The organism is Actinopolyspora biskrensis, from assembly GCF_013408175.1.
GTDB classification, from domain to species: Bacteria; Actinomycetota; Actinomycetes; order Mycobacteriales; family Pseudonocardiaceae; genus Actinopolyspora; species Actinopolyspora biskrensis.
Genome location: NZ_JACBYW010000010.1, coordinates 1 through 14246 on the forward strand (window position 1 = coordinate 1; position 14246 = coordinate 14246).

Here is a 14246-nt window from a genome sequence, read left to right on the forward strand (position 1 = left end):
ACACCGCCGACCCAACCCCCCCAAGCCCGGCCCCCACCACAAGGGGGCCGGGCCATACTCATCTCTCACAACACAGCACAACACACACCCGCTCTCCGCCGCGGACCGCGGAGCCCTCGCAGGAGCCCGTAGTACACCGATCCCCCGATGGGGCTCGCGGTGCCCCTGCGTGATGCGGCCGGACCTTGCCGGACGGTATGTTCCCCGCACACGACCCGCCACTACCTACAAGAAGGAGTTCGGGTCAAAGGAGTTCGGGGCCGGTGAGGACGCCCCTCCGCGTTTCGATGTGCCACGGATCGGTGCGTGATGATCGAACAGCGTGTGGAACACGGGACCGGAGAGTCCCGTTCCCCGGTGCCGCACGGGATTCTCCGGGCGAGCTCTCCGACCGGCCCCGCAACGGGCACTGCCGTTCTGCTGTTGTGCTTCCTGGTTGGACAGTTGGCCAGTGCTCTCGGCCTTCTCGCGGTGCTCCTCGGTTCGGGCGAGGCCTTCCGGGGAGGTGCCGTCCGGTTGGATCTGCCGGCGCAGCTCGCGCTGACCGGAGGTTTTCTGGCCGGGGTTCTGGCTCTCGGCGCGTGGTTGACCGGCAAGGAGCGCCGTCCTTTCTCCAGCGTGGGCTTTCCACCGGTGCGGGGCGTGGTCCGATCCCTGCTGCTCGGGGCTGTCGTGGCCCTGGTCGCGGTGACGTTGCTCGTGCTCCTCGGTGTGGTCACCGGCCAACTCGTCCTCGAGCGGGAGGTCCTCCATTCGGTGGGAGCGGCGCTGGTGGTTCCGGCACTGCTGGGATTCGCCGTGCAGGCGGGCAGCGAGGAGATCCTCGTGCGGGGCTATCTGGTCCAGGTCACCTGGCGGAAGTGGGGCCTGGGCGCGGCTGTCTGCGCCCAGGCCGTGGTTTTCACCCTGCTGCACGGGCTCAACACGGGGTTCGGGCTGCTCCCGCTGGTCAACCTGCTGCTGATCTCCCTGGTGCTGGTTTTCTGGGCGTTGGCGGAGGGCGGCCTGTGGGGAGTGTGCGCTTTTCACGCGGTGTGGAACTGGTGCCAGGGCAACGTCTACGGCATCGAGGTCTCCGGCATGACGCTGACCACCACCCTGTTCCAGACGGACCCCGCGTCGACGGGTTCGACGTTGCTCACCGGGGGTGATTTCGGGCTGGAGGGTGGTCTGATCACCACCCTGGTGCTCGCGTGCTGCCTGGTGGTCGTGGTGCGTGTCTTCCTGCGTAGCGGATTGACCGGACCTCCCCGTCCCGGTTCACTGGGCGGAGCGTCGCGGAAGTGATGCGTTATCCTGGTCGCGGTTCGTGCGCGACGGACTCCGGCGGTGGGGCTCGCCGGGAGAAAACCGCGAAGCTGTTCGCCGACGGTCCCTACCCGTACGAGGGATTCCGGGTGGGGAGGACTGTTGTCCGGTGTTTTTCGAGTTCGAGCGCGACGGCGCTTCCCGTGGGCGGCGGTTCTCGCCGTGGCGCTGGGCGGCGCGCTGGGTTCCGTGGCCCGTTACGGCGTATCGCCGTGGATCGATCGGGGCGGCGCGGGGTTTCCCTGGAGCACCCTGGTGGTCAACGTGGTGGGCTGTTTGATCATCGGGGCGGTCACGGTGCTGCTCGAGGAGATCGGTGACCCGCACCGGCTGGTGCGTCCGTTCGTGGGAGTCGGTGTGCTGGGCGGCTTCACCACGTTCTCCACCTGCGTCGCCGACGTGGGCGGCCTGCTGGCCGCGCAACGTCCCGTCCAGGCGACGTTCTACCTCTTCGGAACCGTCGCGCTCGGTGTGGTGTCCGTGGGGTGCGGAGCGGCCTCGGTTCGGGCGATCGCGCGGCAGGCGACGGGGAGTGCGGAGAGGGCCGAGCAGTCGTGACGTCGTTGCTGGTCGCGATGGGCGGGGCTTGCGGGGCGCTGGCGCGTTACGGGATCGACCACGCGGTGCGGCGCTTCAACCGGGGAGCGTTCCCGTGGGCCACGCCGGCGGTCAATCTTCTCGGGTCGTTCCTGATGGCCCTGGTGACGGGGTGGGCCGCGTTCGGGGGATTCAGCCCCTCGTGGGTGCGTACGCTGCTCGTCACGGGGTTGTGCGGGGCGTTGACCACCTTCAGCACCTTCGGCATGGACACGGTCCGGCTCTGCTCCGGGGGAGCGCGTTCGCCGGCGGTGTTGAACGTGCTGGTCACGGTTCTGGGGGGACTCGTGGCCGGTGGGATCGGGTTCGGGCTGGCCTTTCTCCTCCAGGGGTGATTGCTTTTCCGACCCGGATCCGATCACCGAGCCGACCGGAAACGGAGAATCCGCGAGCTCTCGGCTGGTCCGTTTCGGGGAGCGCTTTGCGACTTTCTGACGTCCTTGACAGGATGAACGCCGCTCGATCGTGAAAGTCGTTCAATGCGCGGTGCGTGTGGAGCGCGTCCGCCGGTAGGCGATCGGAGCCGGTCGTACCCTTCGAGAAAGGTAAACTCGTTGCAAACCGCCGTGAATTCCACGACACATCTCGCCGAGGCTTCCGCCGCGAGTGTGGCCGACCCAGTGGTGAACTGGTTCACCGAGAACTCGGGCGCCTTCGTGTCCGGATTCATCAACGTTCTCATCATCCTGCTCGTGGCCGTGGTGTTCCGCGCCGTGACGGGGCGGGTGATCACCCACGGTGTCCGGCGGATGGTGAGCTCGCACCAGCGGCTCAACCAGGCCACGTCCAAGGCGGGGAACCTGGTGACCCGCCAGTCGAACAGCTCCGAGAGCGCTGGCCAGCGCCAGCAGCAGCGCGCGCAGACCATCGGTTCGGTGCTGCGCAGCGTGGCTTCCTCGGTCATCTTCGGTGTCGCCTTCGTGATGATCCTCGGAGAGTTCGGGATCAATCTCGGTCCGATCCTGGCCAGCGCCGGTGTGCTCGGACTGGCGATCGGTTTCGGCGCGCAGAGCCTGGTGCAGGACTTCCTGTCCGGCATCTTCATGATGATCGAGGACCAGTACGGCGTGGGGGACGTGGTCGACACCGGTGACGCGGTCGGAACCGTGGAATCGGTGACCCTGCGGATCACGAAGATCCGCGATCTCAACGGCGGGCTGTGGTACGTCCGCAACGGCGAGATCATGCGCGTGTGCAACATGAACCAGGACTGGGCGAACGCGGTCGTGGAGATTCCGCTGGATTACAGCGTCGACATCGCCCACGCCGAACGTGTGATCGAATCGGCCATCGACGATTTCGCGGCCGAGGACGAGTTCAAGTCCAGGATTCTGGAGAAGCCCGATCTGAGCGGCGTCATCGGCATCGGCAACGGTTCGGTGACCGTGCGCATCATCGTCAAGGTCAAGCCGGGCGAGCAGTGGGCGCTGGGACGTGCGCTGCGTGGCCGGCTCAAGAGCCGTTTCGACTCCGAAGGGGTGCGGGTCGCGTACCCGCTGCTGCCCGGTAACGGGGTCGGTGCGGCCAAGCAGGGCTGATTCGGAGTCGGACGTGTCCTCCCCGCGGGCCCGGCCGTCCTCCGACGGTCGGGCCGGGGCGGACGCCGCGACCGGCGCTCTCGGGTCAGCTCCGGTCACGGGTCCTGTTGATCCGCAGGATTCCCAGTGCGATCAGCCCGAGCAGAGCTCCCCAGATGATGTTGCTCAACACGATGCTGACCATGTTCCCCGCGGGCATGGAGATCTGGCCCACCCCGGCGAAGGCCGACACGGCGCGGTTGAGCACCACCGCGAGGACCCCGTAGCCGCCCCCGGTGATCACGAGCGTGAGCAGTGGATGCGGGACGCGGCGAACCACCACCGTCGCCACCCAGCACACCGCTATCAGAGCCGCCACCACCAACGGGGTCCACGGCCTGCCGAGCGTCCTGTAGACCCCGAGCATCCCCAGCGCCGGTTGGAGGAGTCCCACCACGGCGAGCACGGCGATGGTGAGCCAGTGCAGCTGCCCGAAGGTCGACCCGCTGTTCGGACCGGTCATCACGACACCTTTCCGCGTTTCTTGCGCTTGCCGCTCCTGCGCAGCTGCATGATCCGGGCGGCTCCGACCAGGGCGACGAGCAGTCCGCCGATGGCCGCTGCGAACAGCAGGGCCACTCCGAGGGGCAGCGCTCCGCGCACCCCGAGGAAGGTGACCGTCACTGCCTGCAGGTTCTGTAGAATGAAGATCAGCAGGATTATGAGGGCGATCGTCGCGACGACAACGGCGGCCCAGGTCCCCGCCGTCCGGGTGTGACTCTGTTCCTTCCGCGCTTCCGTTCCTCCGCGGACACTGCTTTCCCCGTCGCCCGGTGGACGCACTTCCGGCTCGTGCTGCCCGTTCTCCCCGTCGTCGGACCATCCTCGTGTTTTTTCGGACATGTGCCCATTGTGACCGGTCGCTTTCACCGAGCGTGCGGTGATCCTCGCTCCGCGTGTTCGGTGGGTGTTCGTGTGGCCGGGGAAGGAGTCCCGTGGTGAAGCCGCCCATCGAACCGGTGGTGTTGACCGGAGGCCCGGGTGCGGGCAAGAGCACGTTGATCGAACGGCTGGCGTCGAGCGGGTACGCGTGCGTTCCCGAGGCCGGGCGCCGCGTCATCCGGGAGCAGAGCAGCATAGGTGGCAGGGGAGTGCCCTGGGAAGACCCCGAGCTGTTCGCCGAACTCATGCTCAGCCGGGAGCTGGCCTCGTACGAGGGCGCTCTCCGTGCGCGTCCGCCGGTGTTCTGTGACAGGGGGATCCCGGACATCGTCGGGTTCCTGCGCGTCGTGGATCTTCCGGTGCCGCGGCACCTGGAATCCGCGGCCGCACGGTCGCGCTACCACCGCCTGGTGTTCGTCGCTCCGTTCTGGCCGGAGATCTACCGGCTCGACGACCAGCGCGCCCAGTCTCCGGAGGAGGCGCGGCGCACGTGCCGGGCGGTGGTCGACGCCTATGTCGAGTACGGCTACGAACCGGTCCTGTTGCCGTGCTGCGATGTGGACGGGCGGGTGCGCTTCGTGCGGGAGACGTTGGCAGCGGGCGGGTGTTCGTGAAAACGGGCGGACCCGTCGGCAGTGGTTGTGCTTGGATGCGGGCATGGGGTCGTCGCACGAGGTCGCGCACATCGGTGTTTTCCTGTTTCCCGACGTGGGGAGCTGGACGCGGTCGGGCCGTGGGAGGTGCTCGCCCACTGGACCGGCAATTTCCCGGAGGACGGCCGTGCCGTCTCCACCTTCTCCGCGGACGGTGGGCCGGTGCGCTGCGCCAAGGGGTTGACGGTCGAGGCGGATCACTCCTTCGCGGACGCTCCGGCCTGGGACGTGCTGGTTCATCCGGGCGGTCGCGGCACGTTGCCGATGCCGGAGGACGAGGCGCAGCCGGACCGGCCGGCCGAGCTGGATCCGAGTGTCGATGTCCGCGGCGAGCAGCGTTTCGTCGACGACGGGGACGTGATCACCGCGGCGGGGGTGTCGGCGGGCATCGACACGGCCCTGCACCTAGTCGGCAGGCTGGCCTCGTTCGAGCGTGCCGCCGAGGTGCGCGCCGGGATCCAGTACGACCCGCGCCCTCCGGTGTGACGGGGCCGGCGCAGGTGGAGCGGGAACGTCTGATCGAGCGTTGCGCTGCGCGCGCGTGGCCCGCGGAGACCGTCCGGTCCGAGTCCGGGTGGTTGCTGCGCGCCACGGAGCACTGCTCCCGGCGACGTGGGAACAGCGCCGTGCCGCCGTTCGGCGGCGGGGCCGCTCACGGCCTCTCGGCGGTGGAGGAGTTCTACCGCTGTCGTGGCACCCCGGTGCTCGTGCGGGTCACGCCCGCTCATCGGCACGGTGGGTTGGATTCCGAGCTGGCCCTTCGCGGGTATGCGGCGGAAGCTCCCACGCTGGTGCTGTGCGCCGAGCTGTTCGGCAGGGCGTGGCGTGGTTCGAGCCGGAGGGCGGAGTGCCGGGTGGTGCTGAACGCGCGTGATCCGCTGTGGGCCGAGTACACGGCGGCGCGGGGCGAGGTCGCCGCCGTGCGGCGCACCGTTGACCGGATCGCGCCCACGACGGTTTTCGCCAGGGCCGGGGAGCCGGGAGATCCGCTCGGGTTCGGCGCGGCCGTGTTCGACAGCGGTCTGTTGGGGATTTTCGGCATGTGGACGGCTCCGGGCCGCCGTGGCGGCGGAATCGCCTCGGCCGTGTTGCGGCGGCTGCTCGAGTGGGGAACGCGACGGGGTGCGCGCACCGCGTGGTTGCAGGTCGAGGAGTCGACCCCGGCGGCCCTGGCGCTGTACCGGAGGCGTGGTTTCGGCCTGTCCCACCGCTACCACTACCGCCGGTCACCCGAGTGACGGCGGCTTCCGCCCGGAGGGTCCGTAGCGGCGTGTGGTGCTGCTCTCGCGGTACGTGAGCACTCGGGGTGTCGAAGCTCGCAGTTGGGTCCGCATTCCAGGAACAGCGTTTACATCCTGGGAAACCCCTGTTAGGAACGTTCGAGTACGACCGGAGGTGTCCCGGCTCGTCCGGGACGCGACTCGTTCGAGGAGGTTTCGACCACATGGGCGCGTTACGTCGGGCCGCGGATCTCATCGGCCGCTGGTTCGCGCTGCTGGTGCTGCTGGGCGGACTCGTGGGCCTGCTGTTCCCGACGGCGACGAGCGCGCTTTCCCCGGCCATCACCCCGCTGCTGGGGGTGATCATGTTCGGTATGGGGCTGACCCTGCGCACCGCCGATTTCGCGCTGGTGCTGCGGCATCCGCAGGCGGTGCTGGCCGGGCTGGTCGCTCAGTACGTGCTGATGCCGCTGCTGGGCTGGGGGATCGGCACCCTGTTCGGCTTCTCCGCGGCGCTGCTGGCGGGCATGGTGCTGGTCGGGGCGACACCGGGAGGCACGGCGTCCAACGTGGTCGTTTACCTCTCGCGGGGGCACGTCGCCCTCTCCGTGGCCATGACCTCGGTTTCCACCCTGCTCGCGCCGCTGCTCACCCCGTTGCTGGTGCTGTGGCTGGCCGGGTCGAGCCTCCCCGTGGACGCGGTCGGACTGTTCTCCAGCATCGTCAAGGTCGTGCTGGTGCCCGTGGTGCTCGGGATCGTGGTCCGCGCGTTGCTGACCCGCTGGGTCGAACGCGTGCTGCCGCTGCTGCCGCTGGTCTCGGTCACCGGGATCGTGGTCGTGGTGGCGGCCGTCGTCGGGGGCAACGCGAGCACGTTGGCCTCGGTCGGTGTGCTGCTGTTGCTGGCCGTGGTGCTGCACAACGCCTGCGGGCTGCTGCTCGGTTACGGCGCGGCCAGGCTGGCCGGCGTGGCGGAACCGGCCAGACGCGCGATCAGCGTGGAAGTGGGGATGCAGAACTCCGGTCTCGCGGCGAGCCTGGCCACCACGCACTTCACCCCGCTGGCCGCGCTGCCCGCGGCACTGTTCTCGGTGTGGCACAACCTGTCCGGCGCGATCGTGGCCTCGTTCTGGTCGCGGCGCCCGGCGGGGGAGCAGGACTCCGCCGGAGCGGCTAGCTCCGCGCGGAGCTGATCCCCGCTGCTCGGCTTCTCCCCGGAGGCGGTCCCGGCCGTCCGGGAAGCGTGTTTCGGCGCTGCCTGCGCCGGAGGAGAAACCCCGACCCGCCCGGCAGCTCAGCCGGAGAGCTCCGTGATCCGGTGAAGGACCGACCATCGCCGCGGGCTCCCGGGAAACGCCGGAACGGATCCTCCGGGAGCCCGGGGTCGGGTCAGCCTCCGGCGCTGACGGCGTACAGGTACCAGGTGGCGTGCGGCAGCCACTGCTCCGTCCAGCGCCAGTCCCAGTCCTCGCCGGTCTCGGAGTAACCGCGGTTCCACAGGATCCCCGAACCGTCCCGGTTCCTTCCGGTGATGCCGTTGGCGATCCCGCCGGCCGTGTTCAGGAACTGCCAGGAGTCCAACCACATGTACCGGGGGTTGTTCCTGCCGCTGCCGCCGAGCATGCACACCTCGAACGGGTTGAGCCCGAGGATCCAGTTGAGCTGGTCGGCCGCGTAGCGGCGCAGCCCGGCGGCGAACTCCCCGTCGAACCTTCTGGCCGCCAGCCGGGCCGCGGTGGCCAGCGAGGCGATCCGGGCGTTCTCGCCCTGCCACCACCGGTCCTCGGCTCGCGGGGTCACGTCGTGCGGGAAGAAGAACGAGGTGTGCCGGTGCCCCGTGCCGTCCTGGACCAGTTCGCGCGCGTAGCCGTAGGGGTTGGTCACTTCCGAGGTGACCCGTAGTTCGAAGGACAGCGACCTGCGCACCACGTCCAGCACCCGTTCGGCCCGCGCGGGGCCGGCGATGTCCAGATAGGTCAGCAGGCTCACCACGGGAAGGCCCGCGTCGGAGGGGTGGAAGTACGGTCGGTCCCCGTCGTCGGCGCGCCAGTAGTCCCGGTGGCCGCGCCAGGAGGCCAGCCGGTTCAGCAGGTTGTCGGCCCGCTCGTCGGCGGCCGCGCGGTAGGTGCTGTCACCGGTGGCCTTGTGCAGTTCCACCGCGGCTACCAGGGCGTTGTAGTCGTCCTGGATGTTCTCGGCCCCGTCGTTGGTCATCTCGGTGTTGTGCCGCCGCAGGTGGGCGAAGGCGTTCTCGGCGGTGCGCAGGTACTCCTCCGGGGAGTGCTCCCCGGAGGGCTCGAGGGTGGAGGCCAGCGCCAGCGCCGCGATCGCCACACCGGCGCCCTCGCGGTGGTTGACCTGGCGGACCAGGCGTTCGCCGTCCTGCTCGACGGCTCTCAGGTAGCGCAGCGCCGGGTCCTTTGGCGGACCGGGCTGCATGACCGAGTGGCAGAACGTCCCCTCCGGACGTTTCACCCTGGTGAGGTAGTCGGCGCCGTACAGGCCCTCGTCGCACAACCAGGTCCGCAGTTGGGTGAACTCCGCGTTGTCGCGTGCGGTGAGCTGCTCGTGGGCCTTGAGCAGCCCCCATGCCGTCAGCGGGATGGACAGCGTGTTGAAGTAGCTGTGCCGTGAGAGCTGGGTGAAGTGCTTGCCGAAGTCCCCGGTGGCGTCGTACCAGCCGCCGTGCGCGTCGATCCCGCCCGAGCCGTTCTCGCCCACGGGCAGGGAGTGGTCCCGCCGGTCGAACCTCCCGGAGCAGCGGGTGGCCTTGAACCAGTGCGCCACGTGGGAGAGGGTGCCGCGTTCCAGCGCGAACGCGGTGACGGTGAAGGGCTCGGATTCGCCGTGCGGGCTGCCGCCCGCGCCCGCCCGCAGCACGTACTCGCCCTCGGTGGAGAGCTCGGAGAAGTCGAGCGTCCAGTGGTGCCGGTCTCCCCAGTCGTGGACCGGTCCGACGTAGTGGGGACGCGTCCGGTGGACGGTTTCGCCCGTCCCGGTGTCCACGAGCACGCACCAGTCGATGCGCACGCGGTGGTCGGCGGTGAGCACGGCGGTTTTCGGCGCGTGCGGTTCGTAGCCGACCTGGTTCACGTGCACCCGCGTCCCACCGCTGCCGCCGTGTCCGGGTGCGGTTTCCGCGGTGGCGCTTCCGGTCAGCGCGCTCACGGCCGTTCCGCCGCTGACGGCCGCCGATCCCGCGAGGAAACGGCGTCGGTCGATGTCTGTGGACATGGCCACCCTCCATTTTGGTCTAAACCTTTCGGGAGGTTAGGGGGCGGACTCAGGGGGTTGGCAAGGGCGGGGTCCCGGGCTTGCTGCGTTCGCGAGCCCGATTGGTCCTTTCGGGAGGCGGGGCACGAGCACTTCCGGAGGAACGTCCGGGGCGGATCCGGGAGGGTTCGTGGTTTTCACCCGGTGTTCGTGAAACACCCACCGCGGGGTCACCCGGTGCGCCTACGGTGCTTCCACGTCGAGGTGGAACCGAACGGTTGGGGCGGTATGAGCGAGCGGACAGGACCCATCGGGCGGCGTGCGTTGTTCCGGGCCACCGGCGTGGGGGCCGCCGCGGCAGCGGCGACCCCGGCGGTGGCCCGGGCGGGAACCGCGCGGGAGGACGGGGCGCCGGAGCCGAAGCTGCGCTTCCGGGAGGACGGGACCTTCCGGGTGGTGCAGTTCAACGACACGCAGGACGACGAGCGCACCGACCGGCGCACCGTCGAGCTCATGGAACGCACCCTCGACTCCGAGCGGCCGGACTTCGCGCTGATCAACGGCGACGTCATCACCGGTGGCTGCGACAGCGAGCTCCAGGTGAAGCAGGCCATCAACAACGTGGTCACACCGATGGAGTCGCGCGGTGTGCCGTGGGCGATCACGTTCGGCAACCACGACGAGGACTCCGAGCGGAGCTCCGGCATGTCCGAGCAGGACATGCTGGAGTTCTACACGAGCTACGAGCACAACCTCAACGAGCGAGGACCGCGGGACGGCAGCGGCACCGGGGACGCGGTGCTGACCGTGGCCGGTTCGCACGACGGACGGGCGGCTTTCGCGCTGTGGCTGGTCGATTCGGGCCGCTACGCCCCGGAGACCATCGCCGGGCAGGACTTCGAGGGGTACCCGCACTGGGGGTGGGTCCGCCCGGACCAGATCCGGTGGTACTCGGAGACCTCGCGGAAACTCGAACGGGCCGCTGGCGGCAGGGTTCCGGGGCTGATGTGGATGCACATCCCGTTGTGGGAACACCGGTTCATGTGGTTCGCCGGTGTGGACTCGCGCGGCGAGCAGGACCACGCCCGCGCGGTGGAGAAGCACGGAATCGAGGGCGAGCGCAACGAGGCCGAGTGCCCGGGGCCGTTCAACAGCGGCATGTTCACCGCGATCCTCGAACGTGGCGACGTGCGGGGTGTGTTCTGCGGACACGACCACGTGAACTCGTACGTGGGCGACTACTACGGGGTGCTGCTGGGGTACTCCTCCGGCACCGGTTTCGGGCCGTACGGGCTCGACGGCGCGGACAGGCACCGGCTGCGCGGAGCAAGGGTGTTCACCCTGGACGAGAACGCGGACGGGGTGCTGCGCGAGACCCGCATGGTCTTCGCCCGGGACTTCGGCATCGACATGAGCCCGCAGGACCAACCGATGGCTCCGCTGCCGCTGGGGCCGGAGCAGCGCTGAAGCGGATCAGCACGGGCGGCGCGCTGTCGGGGGATCTCGGCGGGACGCCGCCCGGCTGTTTCCGATTTCGCCTAAGGATTCCTTGCAGTACGACTTGCTCGGGTGGCCGGCTTCCGGCGCGTGAGGCGGCGCCCTGCTGCGTTGGACGGCACCTCGAGTAGCGACCTACGCCACGTGCCCTCCCGCCTTGCGATGCATCCACCTCACGTGCCGGAGCACCTCGTTCTGCTCTGGCCGAGCGCTCCAGCCAAGAAAAACCACACTGAAAGGACCCCTGAAACCGGAGGTTGTCCGCAGGGTTATCGCTCGGCGAGTTCCGGCAGTCGCCCGACCACTTCCTCCGGCGAGGGCATGGCGGCGATCTCGGAGGCCAGGCGGTTCGCCACCTCCCGCGGGGCCGGGTCGGCCAGCAGCCGTCGCGCCGCTGCGGTGACGGCCTCGGTTTCCAGCTGCTCGGGAAGCAGGCTCTCCCCCGCGCCGGAGGCGTGGATCGCCTCGGCGTTGGCGAACTGGTCGGCTCCCCTGGGCAGCAGCAGCTGGGGGACGGCCGCGCCCAGCGCTCCGAGGGTGGTCCCGCTGCCGCCGTGGTGCACGATCAGGTCCAGGTGCGGCAGCAGCTCCGACTGCGGCAGCCAGCTTTCCACGGTGACGTTGTCCGGCTGTTCCCCCAGCTCGGCGGGGTCCACGGGGCCGGTGGCGACCAGCAGGTGCAGGGGCAGCCGGGCGAGTGCCGCCGATGTCTCGCGCAGCAGCTCGGCGGTGCCGAAGCCGGTTCCGAAGCTCAGGTACGCCAGCCCGTGCCCGGGCTCACGGTGCAGCAGCCGTTCGGGTGGTGGGGCGTTTTCCGGTTGCGGGACCGGACGCAGCGCGAAGCGGCGGTGGTCGTTCCGCGCTTGCGCGGTGTGCAGCGAGGGCGGGTAGATGTCCAGGTGGGGGACCGTGCGTCCCGGTTCCGGTGCGGACAGGCCGAGTTCGGCGCTGAATTCGGCCAGCAGCCGCTCGTGCTCCTCGAATCCGGCTGGGGTGTCCGGGCCGATTCCGTGGGACAGCGCGGGGATCCCGGCGAGTCGCGCGGCGATCTCGGCTCCGCTGTTGGCGCTGTCGAGGACCACCACGTCCGGTGCGGTTCGCTCCAGCAACGGGGCGAGGTCGGTGAGGAAGCGGTGCGGCAGGGTCCTTCCGAAGGTCTCCGCGCCGACGCGGGCGAGCCGCTCCCCGGTGAGTCCGGGGTCGTCCGGTGTGGTGCCGAAGAGGTCGCGGATGGTCCGAGCTCCGGCTTCGCGGATCGAGGTGCCCGCGGTGAGCGGTTCGAATCCCGCCTTCCGCAGCGTCGGGTGCATGTCCGGGCCGGTGGCGAAGTCGACCTGGTGGCCGGCCGCGCGTGCGGCGGTGGCCAGCGGAAGCAGGGGGCGGGTGTGCCCGTGGGCGGCGAGGGCGGTGAACAGGAGGCGCACGTGCGGAGATCCTAGGGGACCGGTTCCGCGCGTGGGGCGGTCTCGGAGGAGATCGGGTGCTCGTGCAGGGGCCGTGCCCTCCTTCCCGCGTGCTTCCCGCCACGGAGCGGGAGGTGCGCGGAGCTACGCGACCGCGCTGACCAGTCCCGGGTTCACGAGCAGGACGGTTCCGGCTCCGGCGAGGAGTGCGCCGATCGCGCGACTGGTCCGTCTCGCGTGCGGCAGAACCTTCTCGACGGTGATGACGGCCGTGACACCCGCCATCCAGACGAGGCTCATCGTCCCGGCCGCCAACAGCACGACCATCAGCGCCCAGCAGCATCCGATGCAGTAGGCCCCGTGCCCGCAACCGACCAGCAGCGCGCCGCGCCGGCTGCGGACGGCCCGTTGACCGTGCTGGACCAGCAGGGCCATCGGTGAGCGGCAGTGCGCCAGGCACCACTGCTTCAGCCGGGTGAACTGGAACAGCCCCGCGATCAGCAGCACGATCGCTCCCCAGCGGGCCGCCGTGGTGCTACCGGCCGTGGCCAGAGAGTCGAAGGCCAGCAGGCACGCGTACGCCAACAACCCCGTCAGGGTCCAGGTGAGCAGGTAGCCGAAGGTCAACGCCGTCACGCTGCCCGTGCCGGCACGGCGTTGCCGCAGCAGCCTGCTCATGCCGAGGGTGAACGGCGTGATGCCGGGCAGCATCATCGCGGTCATCATGATCATCCATGTGAACAGGAAGAATCCCGCTCGTGCCCACTCGATACCGGGCGGGGTCATCGGCCGCGTCCCGGTCAGGATTCCCAACCGCATGCCGGGGGTGGCCAGGCTGTGAGTCAGCAGCCAGGCCAGCACGGTGAGCGTGAGCAGCGCGGCCGCCAGCAGGAGTTCGGTCCGCGACCACGTGCCGGGCCGCGGGATCCCACGCGACGCGACTCGATTCGTCACGGCGCATCCGGTCCGGACCATTCGAAGGGGATGAGCTTGCTGGAGTAACCGGACCGGTCCCATCGGAACCCGAACGCGTCGGTCCGGTCCGTGACGGCTCTGCCCCAAACAGCCGGTGGTTGTCCCGGCCCGACCTCCGCGCCGGGCAGGTTGTGGACCTCCACTCGGCTCCCCTCGGAGGTGGTGGGACCGGTCAGGGCTTCCACGGCCGCTTCGGCCTTACCGGGTATCCGCACGTTCCACCGCGCGAAGTTCTCCTCGAACGAGGCCTCGATGGGGGCGAACTCCATGCCGAGGATCTCGGGCCGGAACATCGCCCCGAACCGTGCGGGCCAGCCTCCCGCCTCGCCTCCGAAGATCGTCCGCAGGGCCTGCCGCTGGTCCTCGTCGGCGCGTTCGTCGATGAACACGGCGGCGTACGGGTCCGTGTGGTCGCCGTCCCACACGTTTCCGACGAAGGAGGTGAGCATCACGACGCTGAGTCCGTTCAGCCCGGTCTCGCCGTAGGTTCCGGTGCGAACGTGCCAGACGAGGATGCCGCTGCAGTCCCCGTACGTCGGGGGCTGGGCGAAAGCGCAGGGGCAGGGGATGGCGCACTTGCAGGCGTCGAACCAGACGCCGTCGAGGTGCCAACTCAGGGCGGTCGGAGTAGTCATGATCCACCTCGTCGTCCGTCGTGGTGGGCTACTTCCGTCTCAGTCTCCGCTCCCGGCGAGCGCGGGTGTCAATACGCGGTGCGCGCCGTTTCCCGAGCGAATCGGATCAGCCGGCTCGGCACGCGCGGCCGAGCTCAATGCGTGAAATACGTTCGTGATTCCGTGCTGCACGGAGTCGTACCGCACCACGTCTCCGGCCGTTCTCACTGCTGTGACAGGGCGAGAGCTCCGCCGAGCCCGATGAGGGTGGTGCCGCTGGCGGCGTGCTGGCGTCGTTGCCAGCGCG

General features: G+C 69.6%; 14 protein-coding genes and 1 pseudogene. 9 read left to right on the forward strand and 6 right to left on the reverse strand.

Translation table 11 applies throughout. From position 1 onward, the window contains the following. Positions 1–309 precede the first annotated feature (309 nt). The 4 genes from FHR84_RS20520 (at position 310) to FHR84_RS20535 (ending at position 3443) form a co-directional block, all read left to right on the forward strand. Positions 310–1287 (forward strand): CPBP family intramembrane glutamic endopeptidase, encoded by a 978-nt coding sequence (locus FHR84_RS20520; protein WP_179537187.1) that lies wholly within the window; start codon positions 310–312, stop codon positions 1285–1287. 123 nt (positions 1288–1410) lie between these two features. Further along, positions 1411–1866, forward strand: coding sequence for a fluoride efflux transporter FluC (locus tag FHR84_RS20525; RefSeq protein ID WP_179537188.1), 456 nt, complete (start codon positions 1411–1413; stop codon positions 1864–1866). Beyond that, complete coding sequence (crcB, locus tag FHR84_RS20530) at positions 1863–2240, forward strand: fluoride efflux transporter CrcB (protein ID WP_179537189.1); 378 nt, start codon at positions 1863–1865, stop codon at positions 2238–2240. The genes FHR84_RS20525 and crcB overlap by 4 nt, the downstream gene beginning before the upstream one ends. Positions 2241–2471: 231 nt before the next feature. Next, complete coding sequence (locus FHR84_RS20535; RefSeq protein WP_179537190.1) at positions 2472–3443, forward strand: mechanosensitive ion channel domain-containing protein; 972 nt, start codon at positions 2472–2474, stop codon at positions 3441–3443. An 85-nt stretch (positions 3444–3528) separates the two neighbouring features. On the opposite strand, the gene FHR84_RS20540 is transcribed toward FHR84_RS20535, so the two are convergent. Next, positions 3529–3945, reverse strand: coding sequence for a hypothetical protein (locus FHR84_RS20540; protein ID WP_179537191.1), 417 nt, complete (start codon positions 3943–3945; stop codon positions 3529–3531). Further along, positions 3945–4325 (reverse strand): LapA family protein, encoded by a 381-nt coding sequence (locus tag FHR84_RS20545; protein ID WP_179537192.1) that lies wholly within the window; start codon positions 4323–4325, stop codon positions 3945–3947. The genes FHR84_RS20540 and FHR84_RS20545 overlap by 1 nt, the downstream gene beginning before the upstream one ends. Before the next feature lie 95 nt (positions 4326–4420). On the opposite strand from FHR84_RS20545, the gene FHR84_RS20550 reads away from it, so the two are divergent. From FHR84_RS20550 to FHR84_RS20565, 4 genes and pseudogenes are all read left to right on the forward strand, one after another. Continuing rightward, positions 4421–4978, forward strand: coding sequence for an AAA family ATPase (locus tag FHR84_RS20550; RefSeq protein ID WP_343075360.1), 558 nt, complete (start codon positions 4421–4423; stop codon positions 4976–4978). Between the two features lie 43 nt (positions 4979–5021). After that, positions 5022–5503 (forward strand): annotated as a pseudogene (locus FHR84_RS20555) (DJ-1/PfpI family protein). Beyond that, a complete protein-coding gene (locus tag FHR84_RS20560; protein WP_179537193.1) occupies positions 5500–6255 on the forward strand; it encodes a GNAT family N-acetyltransferase in 756 nt (251 codons plus the stop codon). The pseudogene FHR84_RS20555 and the gene FHR84_RS20560 overlap by 4 nt, the downstream one beginning before the upstream one ends. Positions 6256–6461: 206 nt before the next feature. Further along, on the forward strand, positions 6462–7430 hold the full coding sequence (locus FHR84_RS20565) for a bile acid:sodium symporter family protein (protein WP_179537194.1): 969 nt from the start codon (positions 6462–6464) through the stop codon (positions 7428–7430). A 196-nt stretch (positions 7431–7626) separates the two neighbouring features. Here the strand turns inward: FHR84_RS20565 and FHR84_RS20570 are convergent, their stop codons facing one another. After that, positions 7627–9471, reverse strand: a complete 1845-nt coding sequence (locus tag FHR84_RS20570) for a glycoside hydrolase family 9 protein (RefSeq protein WP_179537195.1) — start codon at positions 9469–9471, stop codon at positions 7627–7629. A 267-nt stretch (positions 9472–9738) separates the two neighbouring features. Between FHR84_RS20570 and FHR84_RS20575 the strand changes: the two genes are divergently transcribed. Further along, a complete protein-coding gene (locus FHR84_RS20575; protein ID WP_179537196.1) occupies positions 9739–10917 on the forward strand; it encodes a metallophosphoesterase family protein in 1179 nt (392 codons plus the stop codon). Positions 10918–11216: 299 nt separating this feature from the next. On the opposite strand, the gene FHR84_RS20580 is transcribed toward FHR84_RS20575, so the two are convergent. The 3 genes from FHR84_RS20580 to FHR84_RS20590 all read right to left on the reverse strand — a co-directional run bounded on the left by FHR84_RS20580 (position 11217) and on the right by FHR84_RS20590 (position 13960). Then, complete coding sequence (locus FHR84_RS20580) at positions 11217–12371, reverse strand: nucleotide disphospho-sugar-binding domain-containing protein (protein ID WP_179537197.1); 1155 nt, start codon at positions 12369–12371, stop codon at positions 11217–11219. Positions 12372–12494: 123 nt separating this feature from the next. Further along, positions 12495–13304, reverse strand: a complete 810-nt coding sequence (locus tag FHR84_RS20585) for a copper chaperone (RefSeq protein WP_218863546.1) — start codon at positions 13302–13304, stop codon at positions 12495–12497. Further along, entirely contained in the window at positions 13301–13960 is a 660-nt protein-coding gene (locus FHR84_RS20590; protein WP_179537199.1) for a DUF1326 domain-containing protein, read from the reverse strand. The genes FHR84_RS20585 and FHR84_RS20590 overlap by 4 nt, the downstream gene beginning before the upstream one ends. Positions 13961–14246 lie beyond the last annotated feature (286 nt).

Coding starts and splice junctions, on each gene's coding strand:
- FHR84_RS20520 (WP_179537187.1), top strand. CDS start 310: ATGATCGAACAGCGTGTGGAACACGGGACCGGAGAGTCCCGTTCCCCG.
- FHR84_RS20540 (WP_179537191.1), bottom strand. CDS start 3,945: ATGACCGGTCCGAACAGCGGGTCGACCTTCGGGCAGCTGCACTGGCTC.
- FHR84_RS20545 (WP_179537192.1), bottom strand. CDS start 4,325: ATGTCCGAAAAAACACGAGGATGGTCCGACGACGGGGAGAACGGGCAG.
- FHR84_RS20565 (WP_179537194.1), top strand. CDS start 6,462: ATGGGCGCGTTACGTCGGGCCGCGGATCTCATCGGCCGCTGGTTCGCG.
- FHR84_RS20570 (WP_179537195.1), bottom strand. CDS start 9,471: ATGTCCACAGACATCGACCGACGCCGTTTCCTCGCGGGATCGGCGGCC.
- FHR84_RS20575 (WP_179537196.1), top strand. CDS start 9,739: ATGAGCGAGCGGACAGGACCCATCGGGCGGCGTGCGTTGTTCCGGGCC.
- FHR84_RS20590 (WP_179537199.1), bottom strand. CDS start 13,960: ATGACTACTCCGACCGCCCTGAGTTGGCACCTCGACGGCGTCTGGTTC.